Origin of the sequence: Streptomyces tubercidicus, assembly GCF_027497495.1 — a bacterium.
Classification (GTDB): domain Bacteria; phylum Actinomycetota; class Actinomycetes; order Streptomycetales; family Streptomycetaceae; genus Streptomyces; species Streptomyces tubercidicus.
This window is the reverse complement of the sequence record NZ_CP114205.1, coordinates 4,249,200-4,271,306: the sequence shown is the minus strand read 5'-3', so window position 1 is coordinate 4,271,306 and position 22,107 is coordinate 4,249,200. Positions and strand designations below refer to the sequence as shown.

The window sequence follows — 22,107 nt, the reverse complement described above, 5'->3', positions numbered from 1 at the left end:
GATGCAACCTTGAATCGATAGATATCAATGCAAGCCGATCGGAGTCTCGCCATGTCACGTGCACAGCTCGCCCTGCGCGTCAGCGACCTTGAAGCGTCGATCGCCTTCTACTCGAAGCTGTTCGGCACCGAGCCGGCCAAGCGACGCGAGGGCTACGCCAACTTCGCCATCACCGAGCCGCCGCTCAAGCTCGTGTTGATCGAGGGTGAGCCGGGACAGGAAACCCGCCTCGATCATCTCGGCGTGGAGGTCGAGTCCACGGACCAGGTGACGGCCGCCACGACCCGCCTCAAGGACGTCGGCCTCGCCACCTTCGAGGAGAACGACACCTCGTGCTGCTACGCCCTCCAGGACAAGGTGTGGGTGCATGGCCCCGGCCGGGAACCGTGGGAGGTCTACGTCGTCAAGGCCGACGCCGACACCCTCGGCAAGAGCGCCGACCCCAACGCGGCCACGACCGGCGACGCCTGCTGCACAAGCCGGCCAGCCGAGGAGGCCCCCGCCGCAGCCTGCGCCTGCGGAAGCTGATCAGCACGCTGCACGGGGCAGCGGGCGACGATAGTTCACAGATTCATGGATTCAAGCAAACGTGTATCGTCTCTTCCATGCTGACCCTCGCCACCGACCTCGACGCCCTGACCCGGTTCGGGCGGGCGCTGGCCGATCCGATCCGCTGCCGACTGCTGCTCGCGCTGCGCGAGGCCCCCGCCTACCCCTCCGACCTCGCCGAGGCACTCGGCATCTCGCGGACCCGGCTGTCCAACCAGCTGGCGTGTCTGCGTGATTGCGGGCTTGTCGTGGCCGTGCCCGAGGGCCGTCGCAGTCGCTACGAACTCGCCGACGCACGCCTGGGCCATGCGCTGGACGACCTGCGCACCACCGTGCTCGCGGTCGAGGCAGACAAGACCTGCCCGGACGCGGAGACGAAGGGCTGCTGCTGATGACCGCCGGGATTCCCCTCGGCACAGGCCCGGCCCCGGCCCGCCGGGAGGCGCTCGCCCGCCGCATACGGTGGCTGGTCGCGGCCACCATCACCTACAACGCGATGGAAGCGATCGTCGCGATCACCGCCGGGACGATCGCCTCCTCCACCGCGCTGATCGGCTTCGGCCTCGACTCGGTCATCGAGGTCTCCTCCGCCAGTGCGGTCGCCTGGCAGTTCTCCGCCCGCGACCACGCCCTGCGCGAGGCACGGGAGAAGACCACCCTGCGGATCATCGCCGTCTCCTTCTTCGCCCTCGCCACCTACGTCGCCGTTGACGCCATCCGGGCACTGGCCGGCACCGGTGAGGCCGACCGCTCCGTTCCCGGCATCGTCATCGCTGCCCTCTCGCTCGTGATGATGCCGTTCCTGTCCGCGGCCCAGCGCAAGGCCGGACGCGAGCTCGGTTCCGTCTCGGCCGTCGCCGACTCCAAGCAGACGCTCCTGTGCACGTACCTGTCCGCCGTCCTCCTCGTCGGCCTGGTGCTCAACGCCACCCTGGGTTGGTCTTGGGCGGACCCCATCGCAGCTCTGGTCATCGCCGCCATCGCCGTCAAGGAAGGCCGCGACGCCTGGCAGGGCAGGGGCTGCTGCGCGGCCCCGGCTGCCGTGACGGTGCCGTCCGCCGACACCGAGGCGGACGCGTGCGGATGCCGCCCCGGCTGCGACTGCTGCAACTGACGTCCATCAACGCCTCGGAGGACCTGGTCTGGACCGGTGCACGTCGATGCCTACCCCGGCCATCGCTGCCGAGACGGCCGGGCTCACGGTGTCGGCGGGGGCGGAGCCTGCGGACCGTGTCTGAACGCGCTCGCGTCGAATGCCGGCCCCGCCCTGGGCTCAACCGGTGTACGTGAATTCGTCGGCCGGGCTGGTAGGCGACGTGGCCACGCCGACCGTCACGGTGATGTCCACCGTCTTCCACTCCGGCCGCCGAAGCGGCACCTTCGCCGTGATCTGGGTCGGTGACACGACGGTGACCGCGCTCAAGGCGACGTCCTTGATCCGCACGGCCGCCCCGGCTGCGAAACCCGAGCCGCTGATGGTGACCTGAGTGCCGGCCGTCCCGCTGCGCGGGGAGATCCCGCTGACCACCACGGGCGCGGGTCCGCCGTCGTAGGCGAACCGCCCCAGCGGCACGGCGGGCGACGTGCCGAGCATCGTGGTGACGCGAACGTCGACGATGCCGTGTCCGTCGGGCGCGGTCGCGATGATCTGCGTACCGGACGGGTCGACGTCGAACACAGCGCACGGGATCGGGCCGAAGTCGACAACACTGTCCTTGGTGAATCCGCTGCCCTTGATGGTGACGGTGACCGACTTACCGCCCCACCCGTAGGTGGGACTCACCGAGGTCACCACCGGGCCGGCAGGGACGACGGGCGCGCCCAGCAGGGTCAGGTACGTGGAGTTGGCGTGCTGGAACGCGACCTGGCCCAGGAAGTCGGCGGTGGTGTGGTTGACGAGCCCGCTGTCGTACTTGGAGTAGTTCGCGTTCACCGTCTTGGGGTTGGTGGCATTGGGCTGAACGTAGGCGTTGTCCTTCCGGAGCCCGTCGATCACCGACAGCAGGACTTTCACCTCGTCGTTCGCCGTCGGGCCCGGGGCCGGGTACCAGCTCTTGGCCGTCAGCAGATCGGACCAGGCGCGCGGGACCAGGTCGTATGCGTTGACCCAGCGCTCGTTCAGGCTCCATGGCCGGGAGCCGAGGTAATCGGCAAAGCTCTTCAGACCGGCGGTGGGGGCGGCGAAGGTGACGAGTGCCAGCCGCGGCGTGTTCGGCTGGATGGTCTGGGCCTGAAGGTACGTGCCCAGCGTGGTGGCGATGCAGCCGCCGAGGCTGTGGCCGGTCACGTAGAGGGTGGGCTGAGGGGAGGACGGTACGGACATCAGGAGGTCGGAGAGTGCCTGCACCAGCGTGGTGTCCGAAGGGAGGACGATCTCCGGCCGGCCGGACTCGCCGCCCTGTGCCTGCTCGGGGGCCACAGCCGTGATGCCGCGCGCGGTGATGATCTGCGTGAACGCGGCCATGGCGCCGGCCGAGATGGCGATGTCCGTCGATCCGCCGGCGGTGAACGGCACCACCGTGCCGACGTCGAGGTCCTCCATCATGTCGATGGGATTGTCGATCGTGCCGCGGATGGCCACGGCGATCTGGTTCGAGCCGTCGGAGTTCCAGGCGATGTACGCGAGGTTCGCGTTGTCCGGGCTGAGCGCCAGCCACATCAGCTCCCACGTGCTGCCCGTGGCGAGGCCGGCGTTGTTGAGTTGCGCGGTGATGCCCAGCCTGGCGCGCTGGAGCTGCTCTTGCTGGGATTCACCTGACGGACGCGGGGTCGCCGCCGTGGCTGCGATCGCCGAGAGGGTCATGGTGACCTGGGCGGGAGTCGGGGCAGACTGGGGCGCCTTCGTCATGGAGACTCCTTGCAGGTCAGCGGAGCGGAGGGGGACGCGGCAGCTTCGTACTGGCATCCGGGGACGGGCCGGGCGGGCGCCCCGTCGGCCGAGGGGCGCCCGGACGTGAGTGCTGTGTGTCAGTACGCGCAGCGGGCGAAGGCCTGCACCCTGCCGGATTGATTCGACTCGTTCTGGAAGCGGATCTGCCACCGTCTGTCGCCCGCCGCGCGGTTGCCCGTCACGTCGATGCTGGCGGAGGACACGCTCCAGCCACCGCTGAGGGCAAAGGTGCCCCGGGGGCAGGTGACGGTGACGGTCTCGGTCTGGTTGGCCCCGATGAACCGGACCGGGCTCTCTGCAGTGACGACGCGGGGGTGGTCGGTCGCGTTCACGGCGAGTGCGGGGGACGCCAGACCGATGGCCAACGCGGGGGCGGTGGCCAGGACGAGGAGCTTGGTGCGGGACATGCTGTGACCTCTCTGAGTGGCTCGCGCGTTCCCAACGAATCGCACGCACCAGCCCAGGCTAGGAACGGGGCGGACGGGGTCGCCATCCGATACGCACCGTTGGAGTGAGGGGGCCGTAGCTGGTGTCCAAAGCTGGTGTCCATCGGGCCGACGGGGACCTGGATGCTGCCGATCAGGAACAGCCCCAGCCAGGCGCCGGCGACGGTGACGGTGACGGCTATCAGGCCGAGGGCGGCCGGTAAGGGGTTCAGAAACGCATACGGCCTAAACCCTGGACGAGTTGGCAGGACGGCGGCAAGTACCGCAACAGCGCGTGAAGTTGGGCCCTCTCCAGCCGTCTACGCCTCCGGGGTCGTGAAGATCCGGTCCAGGTGGTGGTGGAGTACCGCGATGGCCGACTCCGGGCTTCGCTGGCCCACGAGGATGCTGGTGCCCATGGTCGCCGTCATCGCGAGCAGGCTGATCGCCTCCGTGCGGGTGTCGGCGCCGGGATCGGCCAGGCGGGACGCCTGGGCCTGTTCGAGCAGGCCGGTCAGGGCGTCCTCGGCGGCCTCGGGCTTGTCGATGAAGGGCTGGGCGGCCAGCGCGTCGTCGGTCACGGACAGGATCGCGTAGGAGCTGTAGAGGAGGTGGAAGGTGCGGCTCTCCTCGTCGGTGGGGAGGGAGGCCAGCAGCAGCGCCTCGATGCTCGCGCGCGGGCCCGGGTTCGGGCCGACGGCGCGCAGGCGGGCGCCCACCCGTGCGGTGAAGCGGGTGGTCAGGTGCTGGAGCCCGTAGAAGAGCAGCTTCTCCTTGGTCTCGAAGTAGTACTGGACGAGCCGGAGTGACACACCGGCCTCGGCGGCCACGTCGCGCATGCCGACGGCGTGCAGTCCTCGGCGTCCCGCGACCTGGATGAGCGCCTCGGCGATCTGGGCGCGCCGTTCCTCGTGGTTCACGTGCTTCGGCATGTGCCGGTATCTCCCGCCCGTCGGTGTGGGGTTCGCGGCCCGGCTCCCTCCTCCGGACCTCTTTATGGTACCGCCGTACCAACATCGTGGTACGTTCGTATCACGAAAAACGGATCTCCCTGGAGGTGCCCCGTGCCCGAGAACCCGACCCGTGTGCGCCGCGATGTCGGCCGCTACGTGAACGACGCGCTGCGCGACCGGTACTTCGCCACCTGCGACGCCGTCTACGCGATGGGGGCGCCCGCCCGCTCCGAGACGGACGTCGAGACCAGCTTCGGCACCACGCACGTCTACCGGTACGGCCCCGCGGACCCGGCAGCCGAGTCCCGTACGCCGGTGGTCCTGATCCACGGCGCGGGCTACTGCTCGGCGATGTGGTACCCCAACACCCCCGCGCTCAGCGCCGAACGGCCCGTCTACGCGCTCGACACCCCCGGCGACGCCGGGCGCAGCGTCCACCGCGAGCCCATGTGGCAGCCGGAGCGCGCCGCCCAGTGGCTCGACGAGGCGCTCGACGCCCTCGGCCTCGACCGGGTCCACCTGGTCGGCTCCTCGTACGGCGGCTGGCTGGTGCTCAACATGGCCCACCGCCGGCCCGGACGGCTCGCGTCGGTCACCGCCCTCGACCCCGGCGGCCTGGAGAAGGTGGGCCTGCGCTTCTTCGCCTGGGTCTTCGTCAGCCTCTTCGCCAGCTTCGCCCCCACGGCGCTGCGTCCGCGCCTCGCCTCCTGGCTGGAGCAACCGGCCATCGCCGTTCCCGAGCTGCGCAAGTGGAGCCAGGCGGGCGCCCGCGCCTTCCGGATCCGCCGCCCCGCACCGCTGCCGCTGACCGAGGACGCGCTGCGCTCCATACGGACCCCGCTCTCCCTCATCATGGGCAAGCGCAGCCTGCTGGTACACCCGCAGCGCCAGCTGGAACGGGTGCCGCGGCTGATCCCCGGAGCCCGCGCCGAGATCATCGCCGCGACGGGCCACGGCCCGCAGATCGACCACCCCGACCTGGTCAACGCCCGGATGCTGAGCTTCATGGAGGACGTGGACTCCCTCGACCCGGCCGGGGTCAAGGGGGCGGGCGACGCGTAGGACGTGGGCCTGCGGGTCCGTTCTCGCGGATTGCTTACGGGACGGTAGTGAGGCGTTTCCGGAACGTCAGCGGCCCCGGGAAAAGTGGTGTCCACACCGCGGGAACGGCCAAGAAGACTCCCGCACGAGATGCAGGGGGAACCCGATCATGCGTACTTCCCGGATTCGTACCGCCGCCCTGGCCGCCGTCACCGCCGCGCTGGCGCTGGGCCTGACCGCCTGCGGTGGCGCCGACGCGGACTCGAAGGCGGCGGGCGGCTCGGCGCAGGTCAACAGCGGCGGTGACGCCAAGGGCGGTGCGCGCTCGACGAACGCCTCGGGCGGGACGGACGAGGCCGCGGGCGACGGCACCACGGCCGGTGCCGAGCAGTGCCGCGGCGACGAGATGCTGCTCACCGCGGAGCACCGGTTCGCCGGGCAGCAGGGCGAGCACCTGCTGGTCACCGCGTCCAACAAGGGCAGCAAGCCGTGCTGGGTCACCTCGTACCCGACCGTGAAGCTCGGCGACGTCGACAGCACCGCGCTGCCGCACTCCAAGAAGGACCCCTCGGGCGGCGACAAGCACATCACGCTCCAGCCCGGCGGCAAGGTATACAGCGCGGTGAACCTCTTCGACTACGGCTCGAAGAACCACACGGCACAGTCGTTCTCCCTCGCCCTGCGCGGCGCCGACGGTCACGACGGCCCGTCCTACTCCGTCGCCATCAAGGGCGACAAGCCGCAGTTCAGCTGGAACGAGGCCGACGTGCTGAACTGGAACACCGAGAAGCCGTACGACTTCTGACCCGCCCGTCGGCCGGTCACGGGGTGATGCCGCCCGGATGATGCGCATTCCGCGCCGCGCGGGTCCAATGGAAGTGCGCGGGGCACCGCATCGGACGGGAGGTGCGAGCGCATGAACAAGTGCTGGGCCGCGCGCCTGGCTCTGGTGGCGGGGGCGGCCGCGCTGCTGGTCCTGGTCGTGTTCGCCGGGCTGCGGAGCATCCTGCTGGTCTGTGGGGGGCTGGCAGGACTGTTCGTCGCCGTGGCCGGTGTGTGGTGGGTGCTCACGCACCGGGGCGTCATCCGGGTGCTGGCCCTGATGCTCGTGGTCCTCGCGCCGGTCGCCGTCCTCGTGCTGTATGTGGTCGCCGGGCTGCTGTGGGTGGTGCTCGTCTCCTTCGCCCTGTGGACGCTCGCGGTCTCCGTCGGCAGGGCGGCCCTGGCGGAGGACATCCGCCGGATGCCCGAGCGCCCGGCCGCTCCTCCGGAGCGCCCTTTCCTGATCATGAATCCGCGTTCCGGTGGGGGAAAGGTGGAGCGCTTCCACCTGGTGGAACGGGCCAGGGCCCTCGGCGCGGAGGTCGTCCTCCTGGATCCCGGGCATCCGACGGACGTGGCCGGGCTGGCGGGGCGGGCCGTCGACGCCGGGGCCGACCTGCTGGGGGTCGCGGGTGGTGACGGTACGCAGGCACTGGTCGCGGCGGTGGCGGCGGAGCGCGACGTTCCGTTCGTCGTCGTCTCCGCCGGGACGCGCAACCATTTCGCCATGGACCTGGGCCTTGACCGGGAGGACCCCTCGACGTGCCTGGAGGCGCTCACCGACGGCGTCGAACTCCGCGTCGACCTGGGCTTCCTCGGGGTGGCTGCGCCCCGGAGCGACGTTGCGGAACGTGTCTTCGTCAACAACGTCTCGTTCGGCGCGTACGCGGCGGTGGTGCAGAGCCCGGCCTACCGCGAGGACAAGGCCCGGACGACGCTGGAGATGCTCCCCGACCTGCTGACGGGCCACAGCGGTCCGCACCTGAGCGTGCACGTCGAGGGCACCACCATCGACGGGCCGCAGGCCGTTCTCGTCAGCAACAACCCCTACTTGATGGGGGATCCTGCGGGCCTGGGGCACCGGGAGCGGCTGGATTCCGGGGTCCTCGGCGTGCTCGGCATCACGGTCGACAGCGCGGTCCAGGCGGCTCTGATGCTCCGGGGCGGCAACGGACCCGGGCTCACCTCTCTCACCGCCCGGGAGGTCGTCATCCACGCCGACGCAGCCGACATCCAGGCCGGTGTCGACGGCGAGGCGCTCACCGTGCCCGCCCCGGTGCGCTGCCGTATCGAGCCGGGCGCCCTGCGGGTACGGCTGCCGCGCGACCGTGCCGGAGTACCCCGCGCCAAGCCGCCGATGGACTGGCGCAGGGTGCGCCGACTGGCCCTCACCCTGGGCCGGACCGCGGGCGGACGGAAAACCAGCCGCCCGGTGCCGGCCGGACGCCCCGCCGGGCGCACACCGTGACCGGGCGCGGCGGGCACTCCGCAGTGCCGTGCGCGGGCCGGGCCTCAGGCCGCTTCCCGGGGCGGCTGGCGGGAATTCCCTCCCGGCCAATGGGCGCGTAGCGCCGCCAATGTGGCGTGGATTGCGGGTCGGCGGTCGGCCTGGGAGCGCCATACGGCGGAGAGCTGTCGGGAGGGGGCGGGCTGCATGGGGATCACGCGGACGGTGGGCGGCAGAGGGGCGCGGCCGAGGCGGGGCAGCATGGTGACGCCCAAACCGGCGGCCAGGAGCGTCACTTGGGAGGCGTATTCGTCGACCTGGTAGGCGATGTCCGGTGCGATGCCGAGGCCGGCGAAGGAACGCACCAGCCACTCGTGGCACATGGCCCCTGAGCTCTGTCCGATCCACCGCTCGTCCCGCAGGTCGTACGGGGTCACCACCTCCCGGTCGGCGAGCGGGTGTCCTGCGGGCAGCGCGGCGTCGGCGATGTCCTCACCCAGCTCGGCGACGGAGAGCGAAGGGGGCAGCGTCAGCGGGGTGTTGTGCCAGTCGTGCACGACCGCGAGATCCGCCTCGCCGCGTACGACGAGGCCGATGGCGCGCTGGGGGTCGGACTCCACCAGGCGGCAGTCCAGGGCGCGGTGGCCCCTGGCGAGGCCGGCGAGTGCGGCGGCGGCGAAGCCGCGGCAGGCCGTGGGGAAGGCGGCGAGCACCAGCCGTCCGGTGGGCTGGTCGCGCTGTTCCTCCAGGCGCGAGCGGGTCCGCTCCAGCACCGCCACGACCTCGTCCGCCGCCTCCGCGAGCAGCCATGCCGCGGGCGTGAGTTCCACCTTGCCGCCCTGCCGGTCGAGCAGCTCGGATCCGGTCTCGCGCTCCAGCTTGGCGATCTGCTGGGAGACGGCGGACGGCGTATAGCCCAGAGCGGCGGCCGCCCCCGTCACCGAGCCGTGGGTGGCCACGGCGCGCAGCGCGCGCAGACGATTGAGGTCGAACATGAAGCGATGCTAATCCCCCACCTTTAGGAACTTTCGCTGGCCCTTGTGACGGGCGACTGGTGGGATGGAGCATCCCGAAGGAGCGCATTTCCAGGAGACATGGAGACGTGCGGACATGGAGAAATTGGCGTGAAGCCCGTGCATATTGCTTTGGCGGTGGTTGTCGCCGCTGTATGGGGTGCGAATTTCGTGGTGATCGAGGTCGGGTTACGCGATTTTCCGCCGCTTCTCTTCTCCGCGGTGCGATTCCTCCTGGCCGCGTTGCCGGCGGTCTTCTTCGTCGGGCGGCCAAGAGTGGCCTGGCGCTGGGTGGTTGCGGTCGGCATCACGCTCGGCATCATGAAATTCGGGATGCTGTTCATCGGAATGCACGCGGGGCTGCCCCCCGGGGCTCGCCTCCCTGGTGCTCCAGGGCCAGGCGGTCTTCACCGTGCTCTTCGCCGCGGTGCTGCTGAGGGAGCGCGCACGGCGGGCTCAGATCGTCGGCATGGTGATCGCCTCGATGGGCATCGTGCTGGCCGGGCTGGGCTCGACGGCCGGCACCGTGGCCGGATTCCTGCTGGTGGTGGGCGCGGCGGCGTGCTGGGGCCTGTCGAATATCGCGATGCGGAAGGCGGCGCCGCCGGACACCTTCCGGTTCATGGTCTGGGTGAGCGTCGTGCCGCCGATTCCGCTCGCGCTGCTCTCGGTTCCCTTTGAGGGCTGGGACGCGGACCTGCGGGCGCTCCAGCATCTGAACCTCGGCGGAGTGGGCGCGGCGCTCTATGTGGCGTGGGGGGCCACGCTGTTCGGATTCGCCGCCTGGGGATATCTCCTGCGGACCTATGACGCGCCGACTGTTGCCCCGTTCTCGTTGCTCGTCCCGGTATTCGGCCTGGCCGCCGCCTGGATTTTCCGGGGAGAGGGCATGACCGTGCTGACATTCTGCGCGATGGTTCTTGTGCTCGTCGGCATCGGGGTCGGAATGCTGCGTCGCACGAAACGTCCGGCGGCGCCCGGAGTTGACCGGGCGGCGGCGGTAACCGCTGTGGCGCCCTGAGCTGTGCGCGCATATGGGTCGTCAAGTGCTGCGGAGGGGGAGCGATGTCCGGGTCGGAGAGTGTGGCATTAGTGGGCTGTTAGTGGAACGCCAAGCCGGTCGGTGAAGCTGATCTTCGTTCGGAGCGAGACGAGAGAACAGAGCAAGGGGAGTTACACGATGAAGACCGCCACCGCCACCGCCGGCAGCCGCTTCCGTGGGCGTGCCGGGCGTCGCATCGCCGCCGCCATCGTCGCCGCGGCGGCGCTGGGGCTGGGGGTCACCGCCTGTGGGGACGGGGACGCGCCGGCGGGGGGCGCCGGCTCCTCGGCCGCGGCCGGGTCGCAGCAGGCCCCCGAATCGGGACAGTCCACGAACGGCTCCTCCTCGGCCGGTTCGGGCTCGTCCGGTTCGGGCTCGTCCGGTTCGGGCTCGTCCGGTTCGGGCTCGTCCGGTTCGGGCTCGTCGGGTTCGGGCTCGTCGGGTTCCGGCTCGGCCGGTTCCGGGTCGCAGGGTCAGGACGGCGGGACGTCCGCCAAGGGGTCGTCCGGCGCCAAGACGGGCAGCGGGTCCACGTCCGGCGGGTCCACGTCCGGTGGGGGCGGCTCCGCCCATGCGGGTAACAGCCGGATGATCGTCGGCAAGTTGGAGTACCTCGCGCCCGGCAAGCTGATCGTCAAGCCCGAGGGCGGCGGCACCGACCAGGCGTTCTTCGTCGCCAACGCCACCACGGTCCTCGGCGCGGCCGCGATCTGCTCCGGCGACGACGGCAGCGTGGCCATCGGCGGTGACGGCTACGGCACCGCGAAGTGCACCGTGGACCAGCTGGAGAAGGCCGCGAAGACCGGCAGCGTGACCGTCCGCGTCACCATGGACCGCAAGTCCGGCGCCGCCGAGACGGTTGAGGAGAAGTACCACCCGTAAGCCCCATGCCCTCCGGCCTCCGCTGCCGGTGCCGGGCACCTGCTCCATGCGACAGCCTCAGGTCGGCGACCTGGGGCTTGGTTGCTGTCCGGGCCGCCCAGGCCGCCCCCTCAACCCGACGGTCGTTCGGCGGCCGTAGTGAGTTGGCGGGCCAAGTCCCTGAGGGACTCACGTAGTTGGTCGGGGGTGTGGATGGTGAAGGGCCATTCCAGGGAGGCGAGTAGGTGGGCCATGCTTTCCAGACGCTCCACCTGGGCGCGCATCAGGACGCCGGACGGGGTGGCGGTGAGGGTGGCCATGGTGCGCGGCAGTCGGCAGGCAAGGGCCTCGGCGGGCGCCTCGATGTGTACCTCGACCTGCCACAGGGCGGGCGTCCGGGCCAGGGAGGCGGTGAGGTAGGTCACCGGGTCGAAGTCGTCGGGGGCGGTGAAGGTCCCGGTGGTGGGCGCGGTGGCGGCTATCCGGTCCATACGGAAGGTGCGGAGGTCGTCACGGAGGTGGTCGTGGCCGACGAGGTACCAGCAGCCGGAGTGGAAGACCACGCCGTAGGGGTCGACGTCGCGTTCGGTGTGCTCCTGGTGCCAGGAGCGGTAGCGCAGGGCAACGGTGTGACCCGAGCGGCAGGACTGCGCCAGGGTCAGCAGGATGTCTGTTTGGGGGGCCTGCGCGAGAACGGTGTGGGCGGTGAAGGACAGGGTGTCCCGCATGGCGGCCAGCGGGTCGCGGAGCGAGTCGGGGAGTACGCGTTCGATCTTGGCGAGGGCGCCGGCGCCGGCGGGAGCGGTGGTGCTCATGCCCAGCCGCTCACCGGCGAGCAGGCCCAGCATGACCACGAGGGCCTCTTCGTTGGTGAGCATCAGGGGCGGCATCCGGTAGCCGCGGGCCAGCCGGTAGCCGCCGAAGCGGCCCCGGGCGGATTCCACGGGGATGCCCAGTTCGCGCAGGCGGGCGGCGTAGCGCCGCACCGTGCGGACGTCGGTGCCCAGGCGGTCCGCCAACTGCGCGCCGGTCAGCCCGGGGTGTGTCTGGAGGAGCTCCAGCAGAGCGAGTACGCGCGTCAGCGGATATGACATGGATCACTCGCGGTTCGAGGGCGGAAACTGTCCTGTATGGACCCTACTCTCACCTCAACCCCTTAAATCCGAGGAGAAACCGCATGGCTACCTTCGTACTCATTCCTGGCGCCTGGCTCGGAGCCTGGGCATGGGAGGACACCGCACGGGCGCTGCGCGAACGGGGCCATGCGGCACTGCCGATCACGCTGACCGGCCTGGGCGAACGGGCCGACGCCGCCGGCCCGGACGTGGACCTGGAGACGCATATCCGCGACATCACCGGGTTCGTCGTGGACCAGGACCTGCGGGATGTCACGCTCGTGGCGCACAGCTATGCGGCGGTCCCGGTCACCGCCGCCGCGGGCCGTCTCGGATCGCGGCTGGCGCGCGTGATCTATCTCGACAGCGCCCCGTTCGCCGAGGGCACCGGCCTGCTCGATGTGATGCCGGAGGAGATCGTGGACCAGCTGCGCGAGCTGGCCGCCGAGGACGGGGACGGGTGGCAGCTGCCCTTGCCGCCGTTCGACGTCATCGCCGCGTTCAGCTCCCTCGACGGGCTCGACGAGGAGCGGCGCGAGCTGATGCGCGCCCGCTCCACACCGCAGCCGTTCCGCACCTTCGAGCAGCGGCTCACGGGCGCGGACGAGCCCGGTCCCGACGTGGACCGCGTGGTGGTCGCCTGCAACGACGCCAAGGCCCTGCTGGATGCCGGGGTGCCGGTGCTGGACTTCCTCAATCAGCCGCCGTGGCGGCACTTCCATCTGCCCACGGGGCACTGGCCCATGCTGTCCATGCCGCTCGAACTCGCCGACACTCTCGACGCGGTCGTCTCTTCCGGACGCTGATCGGACACTGACGGACGCTGACGGGCGCTCCGCGGCGGCCACCGCCCGTCGCCCGCGCCCGCTCCATGACAAAGGCCCAGGCACGAGACCTGGGCCTGCGTCATGATCCGGAGCGGGTCAACTCGACTGAATCGACTGGAGCATGTTCAGACGGGCTGCCCGGCGGGCCGGCCAGATCGCTGCCAGCACGCCGATCAGCAGCGCCAGCCCCAGCAGAACCGCCAGGTCCCCCCACGGCAGCACCGTCTCGTACAGGGTCAGCGACGAGCTCGCCATGGTGCTTCCGGCCCAGGCCAGGAAGATGCCCGTGCCGATGCCGAGCACCGCGCCGAACACCGAGATCACCACCGACTCCAGCCGGACCATCTGCTTGATGCCGGTGCGGTCGAGGCCGATGGCGCGCAGCATGCCGATCTCGCGGGTGCGCTCGAAGACCGACATGGCCAGGGTGTTGACGACGCCGAGCACCGAGATGAGGACGGCCATGCCGAGCAGGCCGTACATCATCTTGAGGACCATGTTGACGCCCCCGCCGCCGTCGTTGATGACCTGCTCGTGGCTCTGGACCTCCATCAGCGGGCTGTCGCCGAGCGCGGCACGGATCTTCCGCTCCAGGCCGTCAGTCTTGCCCGGCTCGACCTTGACCAGCACGTTTTCGAGCTTGTGGGTGTCGGAGTAGGGGAGGACGTCGGTGAGCGTACCCAGTGCCTTGTCCGTGGTGGGGGTCTTGGCGTAGACGCCGACGACCGTCAGCTTCTTCTTCCGCTGCGGCTCGGAGCCGTCGAGGGAGCCGGCCTTGAGGGTGCTGCCGACCTCGATCCCGGCCTTGGCGGCGAACTCGTCGGAGACCGCGATCTTCCCGGGGCCGATGTCACGCAGCGAGCCGGAGCGGAAGTCGAGCTTCGCGGTCTTGCCGTACGTCGTGGGGTCGGTGCCGGTGACGGAGACCAGACCGTGGTTCGTGTCGAGGAGCGCCGTGGTGGTGGGGACGGCCGCGGCGACCCCGGGCAGCCGTGCGATCCGGGTGGCCGCGCTCGGGTCGAGCCCGGCGGGGGTGCTGTTGGAGACGTTGTAGTCGGCGGTCATGCCCTGGTTCGCCTCCGCGACCAGCGCGCTCTGGGCGGACTTCCCGACCACGGTCAGGCCGGTGACCAGGGCGAGCCCGATCATCAGGGCCGAGGCGGTGGCGGCGGTGCGGCGCGGGTTGCGCAGCGCGTTCTCCTTGGCCAGCTTGCCGGTGACGCCGAAGAGGCGGGAAGTCACCTTGCCGGCCAGCGCGATCAGCGGCCGGGAGAGCAGCGGTGCCAGCACGATCAGGCCGAGCAGGGTCAGCGCCGAGCCGAGCATCGCGATCATCAGGCTGCTCTGGAGGGTGTTGCGCAGCGTGGAGACGTACAGCATCACCAGCATCCCGGCTCCGGTGAGCAGGATGCCGACCACATGGCGGACGATCAGGGCGCGGGCGGGCGGTGCCTGGTCGGTGCTGCTGAGCGCCGCCACGGGGGCGATCTTCGCGGCCTTGCGGGACGGCAGCCAGGCGGCGAGCACCGTGATGACGACGCCGACGACGATCGAACCGGCGAACGCCATGGGCGAGATGACCAGCGGTCCGGCGGGCAACCCGGCGCCGGTCAGGTTGATCAGCGGGCGCAGGGCGGTGGCGATGCCGAGGCCCAGGACGAAGCCCGCGACGGAGGCACCGAGCCCGAGGAGCGTGGCCTCGACGAGGACCGAGCGGACGACCTGGCGGCGCGAGGCGCCCACCGCCCGCATCAGGGCGATCTCCCGGCTGCGCTGGGCGATCAGCATGGTGAAGGTGTTGGCGATGATGAACGCGCCGATGAACAGCGCGATACCGGCGAAGCCGAGCAGCGCCTTGGTGAGGGACCCGGTCGCCTCGGCGACACCGGCGGACTGCTCGGCGGCCAGGTCCTCGCCGCTGGTGGCCTCGGCGCCCTCCGCGGGCAGCAGTGCCCGCACCCGGTCGGTCAGTTCACCGGCGTCGGTACCGCTCTTGGCCACGACCGCGATCTCGTGGAACTGGCCGGGCCGCAGGAAGAGCTTCTGTGCGGTCCCGGTGTCGAAGAGGGTGAGCGAAGCCCCGGCGTTGACCCGCGGATCGTCGGTGGTGACGATGCCGACCAGCTTCTTGGTCAGGGCGGGGCCGTCGATGGCGAAGCGGACGTTGTCGCCGATGCGGTAGCCGCCCTTCTCGGCGGTCTGCGCGTCCAGCGCCAGTTCGCCCTCGGCGGCGGGCCCGCGGCCCTCCTTGAGCGAGGTGCGGCTGTCCTTGCCGGGCAGGTAGTTGGTGGCCAGACTCGGCCGGCCCTTGTCGGTGTTGACCGGCAGGCCGTCCTTGCCGGCCACGGTGGCCCGGCCGTCGACGGTGGGGCGCACCGCGGCGACGCCGGGCAGCGCGCCGATCTTGTGGACCAGCGCGGTGTCGAGCGCGCTGGCCGGCTTGGCACCCGGGGTGGCGGGGCCGTCCAGGCCGGCCGCCCTCTCGCCACCGCCGGCATCCAGCGACTGCACGGAGACGGCGACCCCCTTGAGGCTCGCAACGGCGGCCTTACGGAAGGCGTTCGCGGTGGTGTCACCGAAGACGAGGGTGCCGGAGACGAAGGCGACGCCGAGCAGGACCGCGAGCGCGGTCATGATCAATCGGGCTTTGTGCGCAAGGACATTGCGCAGAGCTGTACGCAGCATGGTCGGTTTCAGTCCTGGGAGAGGCGAGGGACAGGGATGCCGTGCGGGAGGAGCGCGTCAGCTCGTCCGGCCCTTGGCGTCGAAGTGCCGCATACGGTCGAGCACGGCTTCGCGGGTGGGGGCGGGCAGATCGTCGGTGATCCGTCCGTCGGCGAGGAAGATCACGCGGTCCGAGTAGGAGGCGGCCACCGGGTCGTGGGTGACCATCACGACGGTCTGCCCCAGCTCGCGTACCGAGTCCCGCAGGAAGCCCAGGACCTCGGCGCCGGAAAGGGAGTCGAGGTTGCCGGTCGGCTCGTCCGCGAAGATGATCTCCGGTCGGCCGGCCAGTGCGCGGGCCACGGCGACGCGCTGCTGCTGGCCGCCGGAGAGCTCCGAAGGACGGTGTCCCAGCCGCCCGGAGAGTCCGACGGTCCCGACGATCAGGTCCAGCCACTCCTGGTCGGGCGTGCGGCCTGCGATGTCCATCGGCAGCGTGATGTTCTCCAGGGCGTTCAGGGTGGGCAGCAGGTTGAACGACTGGAAGATGAAGCCGATCTTCTCCCGGCGGAGCTTGGTGAGCTGCCGGTCGCCCAGACCGGACAGCTCGGTGTCACCGACGTGGGCGGAGCCCGCGGAGAAGGCGTCGAGCCCCGCCATGCAGTGCATCAGCGTCGACTTGCCGGAGCCGGACGGCCCCATGATCGCGGTGAACCGTCCGCGCTCGAACTCCACGGAGACCTCGTCGAGGGCGACGACGCGGGTGTCGCCCTCACCGTAGATCTTGCTCAGCGACGTGGCGCGGGCGGCGGCACCGGACGGTGCCTTCAGGTGGACGGTCTGGGTGGCGGACTGCGACACGGGGACTCCTGAAGCGGGGTGCGGGACTCCCGTCCATCGTGTCCGCGGGGCACCCCCGGATACGTCGTTCCAAGGGCGGGGATACGCGGTCTTCCGCAGGTCGCACCGATCGCGGCCAGGTAGCCCGCACGGGCTACGGGCGCTCTGTCCAAAGGCAGACCCGGCGGCTCCCCGGCCCGCCCGGGATCAGCGCATCAGCCCGGCCTGGTACGCCACCAGCGCCGCCTGCATCCGGCTGCCGCACCCCGTCTTCCCCAGGATCGACCCGACATGGGTCTTGACCGTTCCCACGCCGATACCGAGCCGGGCGCCGATCTCCCGGTTCGACAGCCCCTCGCCGAGCATGACCAGCACCTCCCGCTCCCGGTCCGTCAGACCCGCCACCCTGCTGTCCGGCGCGTCGGCGTCGGTATCGGCGTCGGCGTCGGCGTCGGCGTCGGCGTCGGCCGAATTGCCGCCCAGCATCAGGCGGATGACGGACCCGGTGACGGCCGGCGAGAGCACCGCGTCCCCCACGGCCGCGGCCCGTACCGCGCGGATCAGCTCCCGCGGCCCCTCGTCCTTGAGGAGGAAGCCGGTGGCGCCCCCGTGCAGGGCGCGAGTGACGTTCTCCTCGTCGCCGAAGGTGGTGAGCATGACCACCTGCGGCCGGTGCTCCAGGGCGACCAGCGGTTCGACGGCCGCGAGCCCGTCGACCACCGGCATCCGGACGTCGAGCAGCACCACATCGGGCCGGACCTCGGCGGCGAGCCGGACGGCCTCGGCACCGTTGGCCGCCTCCGCCACCACCTCGATGTCCTCGGCGTGCCGGAGAATCATCCGGACGCCGTGCCGGACCATCTCCTCGTCGTCGGCGAGCAGCACCCGCACCCCGGAAGTGGCCCGGGAAGAGCCGGAGTTGGCCTGGTCAGTCATGTGTCCTGCTCCTCCTGGGGGGTTCGGACGCCCTTCCGTCACGAGTCGCCTCGCTCTCACCAGCCGCCTTGCTCTCACCCGTCGGCTTCTCCGTCACCACAGGGACCGTGAAGCGGTCGACCGCGATCAAGGTGCCGGAGCGGAAGCAGTAGCGGACGAGCTCCAGCCGTCCGCCATGCGGCTCCGCGAGCGGGTACGGGTACACGCACTCCGTGGCGGAGTCCGGCCGCGGCGGCTCGTGTCCGGCGGCGGCCGCGCGCACCTCGGCGGTGTCCGATCCCACGACGGACTCCACCCGCTCCCTCGACATCCCCAGCCGGGGCACTTCGTGGCCCGATGGCACGGAACCGTGCTGCGCCTGGTCCACCAGCACCAGCCCGGACATCACCCCCACCCCCACCCCCACCAGGCCGAGCAGCCCGGCGACGACGCCACCGACGCGCCGCTGGAGGGCGGACAGCCCGCTGCCGGACTCCTCGTCGGCCACCGGCCCGTTGGTCTCCGGCGCCGCGTCCGCAGTCTCCGCACCGGGCCCGGGGTCGGCGGGGATATCGGCCGTCACGACGAAGCCGCCGCCAGGCGTCCGGTCCGCTTTCAGGGTGCCGCCGAGCAGCGCCACCCGCTCCCGCAGTCCGGTCAGCCCCTGCCCGGAGCCGAGCCCGGTCGCGGCGGCCGGCGGGGTGGGCGGCACGCCGTTGCGCACCTGGACCTCCACCCCCGCGCCGGTGTGGCGGACGGCGACGGTCACGTGGGCGCCGGCCGCGTACCGGTGGACGTTGGTGAGCGACTCCCGCACCACTCGCTGGACCGCCCGCCGCACCCGGGCCGGCCGGGCGTCCAGATCGGGCCCCTCCCAGGAAGAGGTGACGGGGATACCGCCGCCCCGCGACTCCTCCACCAGCGCCTCGATGTCCGCGCGGGTGCCCGTCGCATCGGTCAGCGCGCCGGTGCCGGTGTCGTCCTCCAGCGGGCCGAGGACCCCCAGCGCCTCGCGCAGCTCCTGCATCGCATCACGGGTGGCGCGGCGCACCAGCGCGGCCTCTTCCCGCAGTCCGGGCGCCTGCTTGAGCAGCGCCATCTCCAGGCCGCCCGCGTGCAGGGAGACCAGGCTCAGCCGGTGCCCGACCAGATCGTGCATCTCCGCGGCGATCCGCGACCGTTCGCGCATCCGCGACTCGCTCTCCGCCAGCCGGCGCGCCTGCTCGGCGGCGGCGGCGCGCCCCCGCAAGGCCCGGAGCAGCCGGTTCTGCTGCCCCACGGAGGTGCCGACCAGTCCGGGCACGACGATCGTGGTGGTGGCGAGCACCGCCCCGAGGGCCGGTCCGACCACCCATCTGGACAGCCCCAGCCAGGGCGCGAACGCCACGCTGGTCACCAGCGTCGCGGCGCCCGCCGCCAGCAACAGCTCGGCGCGCCGCCGCGGCGTCTCCACCTGCCGGGCCACGGTGTAGGCGGCCGTCGCGGTCAGCAGCGCCACCACGGGCACCGCCCCCATCAGCGCCGCCAGCCCGACCACAGCGGTCGCCGGGAACCGGCGCCGCACCAGCATCAACACCACCGCGACCGCGACGAGCCCCACACCCGGCGCCCCACCCCGCGGCCCGAGGTAACTCACCATCTCGTCGGCCTGCCACAGCGGCCACACCAGCACCCCGGCCAGGACCACCTCGCGCCCCGACCGCCACAGCCGCCACCCACACTCCCCGGGCCCCGCGAAGGGACTTCGGACCGAGCTGTGGTCAGTGACAGGCGGAGCACTGGACGGCATACCGCCGATTATCGCGGCCCCGCACCGGGCGCTCCCTGGTCCCTGGGTGCGACGCCACCTCTGCCCAAAGACAGAGGCCCCTCACGTGCCCGCTCCCACACCCGCCCATCGCCCCCGTTCCCGCGCACAGCCGCCCATTCACGGGCACCCCCGCCCATTCCCCGACCGCTTCCGCATCAACTGGATTCACGTTGAACCAGTTGTGGATCGGGCACGTGACCACCAGTGACACGTTTATGCCGCACGTCCCTGGGAGATTCATGACGCGCAGATGGTCGCTCATCACCACGATCGCCGTACTGACCGTCGCGCTGGCCTTTGTCGTTGTGCAGCTGGTGCGCGGGGAGGGAGCCGGGGGTTCCGGGGAGGAGAAGGGCGGGGCGGCAGCGGCCTCGCCGAAGGCGACGGCTGAGGGGCTGCAGGGCGTCGGGTGGTGGCCGTTGCACCGGTCCGGGACCGCCAAGGCGGGGGAGCACGATGCCGTGGCCGGCAGTGGCACGGAGTGGACGGACGGGCCCGGGGGCGGGGCGCTGCGGCTGGACGGCAGCAGTGGGTCCGCGGACACCGGCACCCGCATCGACACCCGGAAGAACGACTATTCGTTCGCCGCGCGGGTGAAGCTCGACGCGGAGGACATGAGCGGGTTCCACACCGCGCTGTCCCAGGACGGTGAGAAGTTCAGCACGTTCTACCTCCAGTACGCCGGGCCGGACGAGAACTTCGCGTTCAGCTTCCCCGGTGCCCGCACCGTCGCCGAGCAGGCCGAGCAGCCACAGGCCGGGCGCTGGTACCACCTCACCGGCACGTACGGCCAGAAGGACCACCGGATGAAGATCTACGTGGACGGCCGGCTCGCGGGAAGCAGGCAGGCCACCGGCCGGGTGAAGCCCACCGGCAGTGTGGTGGTCGGGCGTGGCAAGTTCGGCGGCAAGGCGGTCGACCACTGGAAGGGCGATGTCGCCGATGTGCACGTCTACGACCGGGAATTGACGGCTGACGAGGTGAAGTCGCTGTCCGCCCACGAACCGGACTGACGGCGGCCGGCCGGCGCCCGCCACGGAGCGCGCGGCGCGGCCGTGTCCGTACGCGCCGGGACGTGCAACGGGGCACGTTCCGGCCGCAGCTCACGCCCGACCGGGGCGCGTTCACCGCCGCCGCGGGCCGGCGGGCCCGCCGCACGGAGCGGACGACCGCTCGCGTCGGCGGCCGCCGGCCGCACCCGTCCTCCCCCCAGATGACCGGAGAGAAAGCCTTTGTCGGCCAGTGCTTCGACCGAAGCCAGCATGCCCGGCCCCCGCACCGCGGATCCCCGTCCCGAGGAATTCCTCAGAGCCCTGTACCAGTTCCACGGCAGCGCGCTGCTGCAGTTCGCCGCCCGGCGGCTGGGCGGCGACTGGCACCACGCCGAGGACGTGCTCCAGGAGGTGGCGATACGCGCCTGGCGGCACGCGGGGGACCTCGATCCGACCGCGGATTCGGTGCGGCCGTGGCTGTTCACCGTGCTGCGCAACCTCGTCATCGACGGCCACCGGGCCCGCCAGGCCAGACCACCGGAGACCGGCGACCCGGAACTCGCCCACCTGCCGGTCTCCGACGACGTGGACCACCTCCTCACCTCCCAGGTGCTCTTCGAGGCGTTGCGGGACCTGCGGCCGCCGCAGCGCGAGGTTCTGCTGCACGTGCACTACCTGGGACGCAGCGTCAACCAGACGGCCCAGGTCCTCGGCGTCCCGCCCGGCACGGTCAAGTCCCGGACGTACTACGCCGCCCGCGCCCTGCGGGAGGCGCTGCGCAGCCGCGGGCTGCACAGGGACGGCCGGGACCGCGAGGCCGGATGACCGTCACGCCATCCGCCCCGCGTGCCGGGTGATCTCCAGGCCGAGCGGTCCGGTGTCGAGCGATCCGTCCGCACCGGCCTGCCAGCGCCACCCCGCGGGCGCGTCGCCGAGCACCAGCAGCGCGTCGCCGCGCCGCAGGCCGTCCAGCGCCCCCTGCCGCCGCGGGAGTTGTGAGGCGTCCACGACGAACAGGTGCGGCGCCTCGCCCTGGACGGCGATCCGGCTGCTGCCCTCGATCAGCCGGAAGATCTGGGTGACGTCGGACGCGCCGGGCTCCGGCGCTCCCGGCGCCGAAGCCGCCCTGGCGAACGCCTCCTCCACACTGGCCGCGGTGTGCAGCCGCGAGGTCCGCGGCACATCGTCGCCCAGCAGCCCGTCGCCGGCCAGCGACCCCACCAGGGTGACCTCGGCGAGCGACCCCACCGGGCCCGCGAGCGCCTCGATGACGACGGCGCGCACCAGGCCGCGCACCTCCTCGTCCGGGCCCGCCACGGAGACCGGACCCCCCGCCCGGGAGAGGTCGACCAGCACCCGGTCGGCGCCGTCCAGCCCGACCGTCACCGTCAGCGCGAACGGCAGCGCCGGTTCGCCCTCCGGACCGGGGCGGTGCAGGGCGTCCGGCGAGATCGTCCAGCGCTCGCCGTCCGCCTCGGCGGTCCACGGCGCGGGGGCGGTCTCCTCCGCACCGGCCAGCAGCAGTCCCAGCCGCTCCTCGGAGTAGACGACGGCGTAGAGGTCGGGCAGCGACCGGGCGGAACGCAGGCATTCGCCGGTCAGCCGGCGCAGGCCCGCGTCGACCACGTCCAGCGCCTCCCGGCCCACGACGGCGGCCGAGGGAGCGGCGGGCTTCGGCGGGCGGGGCCGCCGCTCGGTCACGACCAGCGCGGCCACCGCCCCGATCAGCGCCAGCCCCAGCACCACGGCCAGGACGTACCAGATCATCTTCTGACTCCTTGTCGGGACTCCCCGGCGGCGGAGCCGGGACGGTGGAAAACGGGGGCACCGCGGCGGAGTCGCGGCGCCGTGCACCCGATGTCCATACGGGGCGCGGGCGCGGACGGTTCACCGGCGGGTCC

20 protein-coding genes and 1 pseudogene are annotated in these 22,107 nt (G+C 71.6%); 11 read left to right on the top strand and 10 right to left on the bottom strand.

Features of this window, described 5'->3' with window-relative positions; genetic code table 11:
• Window positions 1–51 precede the first annotated feature (51 nt).
• The 3 genes from STRTU_RS18570 to STRTU_RS18560 all read left to right on the top strand — a co-directional run bounded on the left by STRTU_RS18570 (window position 52) and on the right by STRTU_RS18560 (window position 1,663).
• Window positions 52–528: an ArsI/CadI family heavy metal resistance metalloenzyme gene (locus tag STRTU_RS18570; protein ID WP_159744669.1), complete on the top strand. Its 477-nt coding sequence runs from the start codon at window positions 52–54 to the stop codon at window positions 526–528.
• A gap of 77 nt (window positions 529–605) precedes the next feature.
• Window positions 606–941: an ArsR/SmtB family transcription factor gene (locus STRTU_RS18565; RefSeq protein ID WP_159744668.1), complete on the top strand. Its 336-nt coding sequence runs from the start codon at window positions 606–608 to the stop codon at window positions 939–941.
• On the top strand, window positions 941–1,663 hold the full coding sequence (locus STRTU_RS18560) for a cation efflux transmembrane domain-containing protein (RefSeq protein ID WP_159744667.1): 723 nt from the start codon (window positions 941–943) through the stop codon (window positions 1,661–1,663). Before STRTU_RS18565 ends, STRTU_RS18560 begins: the two co-directional genes overlap by 1 nt.
• Before the next feature lie 159 nt (window positions 1,664–1,822).
• Here the strand turns inward: STRTU_RS18560 and STRTU_RS18550 are convergent, their stop codons facing one another.
• The 3 genes from STRTU_RS18550 to STRTU_RS18540 all read right to left on the bottom strand — a co-directional run bounded on the left by STRTU_RS18550 (window position 1,823) and on the right by STRTU_RS18540 (window position 4,796).
• Complete coding sequence (locus tag STRTU_RS18550; protein WP_159744666.1) at window positions 1,823–3,397, bottom strand: IPT/TIG domain-containing protein; 1,575 nt, start codon at window positions 3,395–3,397, stop codon at window positions 1,823–1,825.
• Window positions 3,398–3,516: 119 nt separating this feature from the next.
• Window positions 3,517–3,846 (bottom strand): hypothetical protein, encoded by a 330-nt coding sequence (locus STRTU_RS18545; protein ID WP_159744665.1) that lies wholly within the window; start codon window positions 3,844–3,846, stop codon window positions 3,517–3,519.
• A 338-nt stretch (window positions 3,847–4,184) separates the two neighbouring features.
• A complete protein-coding gene (locus STRTU_RS18540) occupies window positions 4,185–4,796 on the bottom strand; it encodes a TetR/AcrR family transcriptional regulator (protein WP_159744664.1) in 612 nt (203 codons plus the stop codon).
• Between the two features lie 132 nt (window positions 4,797–4,928).
• Between STRTU_RS18540 and STRTU_RS18535 the strand changes: the two genes are divergently transcribed.
• The 3 genes from STRTU_RS18535 (at window position 4,929) to STRTU_RS18525 (ending at window position 8,148) form a co-directional block, all read left to right on the top strand.
• On the top strand, window positions 4,929–5,879 hold the full coding sequence (locus STRTU_RS18535; protein WP_159744663.1) for an alpha/beta fold hydrolase: 951 nt from the start codon (window positions 4,929–4,931) through the stop codon (window positions 5,877–5,879).
• A 148-nt stretch (window positions 5,880–6,027) separates the two neighbouring features.
• Complete coding sequence (locus STRTU_RS18530) at window positions 6,028–6,663, top strand: DUF4232 domain-containing protein (protein ID WP_159744662.1); 636 nt, start codon at window positions 6,028–6,030, stop codon at window positions 6,661–6,663.
• A gap of 111 nt (window positions 6,664–6,774) precedes the next feature.
• Window positions 6,775–8,148: a diacylglycerol/lipid kinase family protein gene (locus STRTU_RS18525; RefSeq protein WP_159744661.1), complete on the top strand. Its 1,374-nt coding sequence runs from the start codon at window positions 6,775–6,777 to the stop codon at window positions 8,146–8,148.
• Window positions 8,149–8,192: 44 nt separating this feature from the next.
• On the opposite strand, the gene STRTU_RS18520 is transcribed toward STRTU_RS18525, so the two are convergent.
• Window positions 8,193–9,122, bottom strand: a complete 930-nt coding sequence (locus STRTU_RS18520) for a LysR family transcriptional regulator (RefSeq protein WP_159744660.1) — start codon at window positions 9,120–9,122, stop codon at window positions 8,193–8,195.
• Between the two features lie 129 nt (window positions 9,123–9,251).
• Here STRTU_RS18520 and STRTU_RS18515 point away from each other — a divergent pair.
• A pseudogene (locus STRTU_RS18515) lies at window positions 9,252–10,161 on the top strand (EamA family transporter).
• A gap of 159 nt (window positions 10,162–10,320) precedes the next feature.
• Window positions 10,321–11,064: a hypothetical protein gene (locus STRTU_RS18510; protein WP_159744659.1), complete on the top strand. Its 744-nt coding sequence runs from the start codon at window positions 10,321–10,323 to the stop codon at window positions 11,062–11,064.
• A gap of 110 nt (window positions 11,065–11,174) precedes the next feature.
• Here STRTU_RS18510 and STRTU_RS18505 read toward each other — a convergent pair whose 3' ends face one another.
• Window positions 11,175–12,137: a helix-turn-helix transcriptional regulator gene (locus STRTU_RS18505; RefSeq protein WP_159744658.1), complete on the bottom strand. Its 963-nt coding sequence runs from the start codon at window positions 12,135–12,137 to the stop codon at window positions 11,175–11,177.
• An 83-nt stretch (window positions 12,138–12,220) separates the two neighbouring features.
• Between STRTU_RS18505 and STRTU_RS18500 the strand changes: the two genes are divergently transcribed.
• The gene (locus tag STRTU_RS18500) at window positions 12,221–12,964 is read left to right on the top strand and encodes an alpha/beta fold hydrolase (protein ID WP_159744657.1); all 744 of its coding nucleotides are present in this window, start codon (window positions 12,221–12,223) and stop codon (window positions 12,962–12,964) included.
• A gap of 117 nt (window positions 12,965–13,081) precedes the next feature.
• On the opposite strand, the gene STRTU_RS18495 is transcribed toward STRTU_RS18500, so the two are convergent.
• From STRTU_RS18495 to STRTU_RS18480, 4 genes are all read right to left on the bottom strand, one after another.
• Entirely contained in the window at window positions 13,082–15,670 is a 2,589-nt protein-coding gene (locus STRTU_RS18495) for an ABC transporter permease (protein WP_159744656.1), read from the bottom strand.
• Window positions 15,671–15,727: 57 nt separating this feature from the next.
• The gene (locus STRTU_RS18490; protein ID WP_174878892.1) at window positions 15,728–16,510 is read right to left on the bottom strand and encodes an ABC transporter ATP-binding protein; all 783 of its coding nucleotides are present in this window, start codon (window positions 16,508–16,510) and stop codon (window positions 15,728–15,730) included.
• Between the two features lie 186 nt (window positions 16,511–16,696).
• Window positions 16,697–17,425, bottom strand: a complete 729-nt coding sequence (locus STRTU_RS18485) for a response regulator (protein WP_159744655.1) — start codon at window positions 17,423–17,425, stop codon at window positions 16,697–16,699.
• Window positions 17,418–19,193, bottom strand: a complete 1,776-nt coding sequence (locus tag STRTU_RS18480) for a sensor histidine kinase (RefSeq protein ID WP_159744654.1) — start codon at window positions 19,191–19,193, stop codon at window positions 17,418–17,420. Before STRTU_RS18480 ends, STRTU_RS18485 begins: the two co-directional genes overlap by 8 nt.
• Window positions 19,194–19,453: 260 nt before the next feature.
• On the opposite strand from STRTU_RS18480, the gene STRTU_RS18475 reads away from it, so the two are divergent.
• On the top strand, window positions 19,454–20,227 hold the full coding sequence (locus STRTU_RS18475; protein ID WP_159744653.1) for a LamG domain-containing protein: 774 nt from the start codon (window positions 19,454–19,456) through the stop codon (window positions 20,225–20,227).
• A gap of 219 nt (window positions 20,228–20,446) precedes the next feature.
• Window positions 20,447–21,031: a sigma-70 family RNA polymerase sigma factor gene (locus STRTU_RS18470; protein WP_159744652.1), complete on the top strand. Its 585-nt coding sequence runs from the start codon at window positions 20,447–20,449 to the stop codon at window positions 21,029–21,031.
• Between the two features lie 3 nt (window positions 21,032–21,034).
• Here STRTU_RS18470 and STRTU_RS18465 read toward each other — a convergent pair whose 3' ends face one another.
• Complete coding sequence (locus tag STRTU_RS18465; RefSeq protein WP_269777373.1) at window positions 21,035–21,973, bottom strand: hypothetical protein; 939 nt, start codon at window positions 21,971–21,973, stop codon at window positions 21,035–21,037.
• Between the last annotated feature and the right edge of the window lie 134 nt (window positions 21,974–22,107).

What these genes read in the sequence shown, in the direction of transcription:
- STRTU_RS18570 (WP_159744669.1), top strand. Translation starts at nt 52, where the DNA reads ATGTCACGTGCACAGCTCGCCCTGCGCGTCAGCGACCTTGAAGCGTCG.
- STRTU_RS18565 (WP_159744668.1), top strand. Translation starts at nt 606, where the DNA reads ATGCTGACCCTCGCCACCGACCTCGACGCCCTGACCCGGTTCGGGCGG.
- STRTU_RS18560 (WP_159744667.1), top strand. Translation starts at nt 941, where the DNA reads ATGACCGCCGGGATTCCCCTCGGCACAGGCCCGGCCCCGGCCCGCCGG.
- STRTU_RS18550 (WP_159744666.1), bottom strand. Translation starts at nt 3,397, where the DNA reads ATGACGAAGGCGCCCCAGTCTGCCCCGACTCCCGCCCAGGTCACCATG.
- STRTU_RS18545 (WP_159744665.1), bottom strand. Translation starts at nt 3,846, where the DNA reads ATGTCCCGCACCAAGCTCCTCGTCCTGGCCACCGCCCCCGCGTTGGCC.
- STRTU_RS18540 (WP_159744664.1), bottom strand. Translation starts at nt 4,796, where the DNA reads ATGCCGAAGCACGTGAACCACGAGGAACGGCGCGCCCAGATCGCCGAG.
- STRTU_RS18530 (WP_159744662.1), top strand. Translation starts at nt 6,028, where the DNA reads ATGCGTACTTCCCGGATTCGTACCGCCGCCCTGGCCGCCGTCACCGCC.
- STRTU_RS18525 (WP_159744661.1), top strand. Translation starts at nt 6,775, where the DNA reads ATGAACAAGTGCTGGGCCGCGCGCCTGGCTCTGGTGGCGGGGGCGGCC.
- STRTU_RS18520 (WP_159744660.1), bottom strand. Translation starts at nt 9,122, where the DNA reads ATGTTCGACCTCAATCGTCTGCGCGCGCTGCGCGCCGTGGCCACCCAC.
- STRTU_RS18510 (WP_159744659.1), top strand. Translation starts at nt 10,321, where the DNA reads ATGAAGACCGCCACCGCCACCGCCGGCAGCCGCTTCCGTGGGCGTGCC.
- STRTU_RS18505 (WP_159744658.1), bottom strand. Translation starts at nt 12,137, where the DNA reads ATGTCATATCCGCTGACGCGCGTACTCGCTCTGCTGGAGCTCCTCCAG.
- STRTU_RS18500 (WP_159744657.1), top strand. Translation starts at nt 12,221, where the DNA reads ATGGCTACCTTCGTACTCATTCCTGGCGCCTGGCTCGGAGCCTGGGCA.
- STRTU_RS18495 (WP_159744656.1), bottom strand. Translation starts at nt 15,670, where the DNA reads ATGCTGCGTACAGCTCTGCGCAATGTCCTTGCGCACAAAGCCCGATTG.
- STRTU_RS18485 (WP_159744655.1), bottom strand. Translation starts at nt 17,425, where the DNA reads ATGACTGACCAGGCCAACTCCGGCTCTTCCCGGGCCACTTCCGGGGTG.
- STRTU_RS18480 (WP_159744654.1), bottom strand. Translation starts at nt 19,193, where the DNA reads ATGCCGTCCAGTGCTCCGCCTGTCACTGACCACAGCTCGGTCCGAAGT.
- STRTU_RS18475 (WP_159744653.1), top strand. Translation starts at nt 19,454, where the DNA reads ATGACGCGCAGATGGTCGCTCATCACCACGATCGCCGTACTGACCGTC.
- STRTU_RS18465 (WP_269777373.1), bottom strand. Translation starts at nt 21,973, where the DNA reads ATGATCTGGTACGTCCTGGCCGTGGTGCTGGGGCTGGCGCTGATCGGG.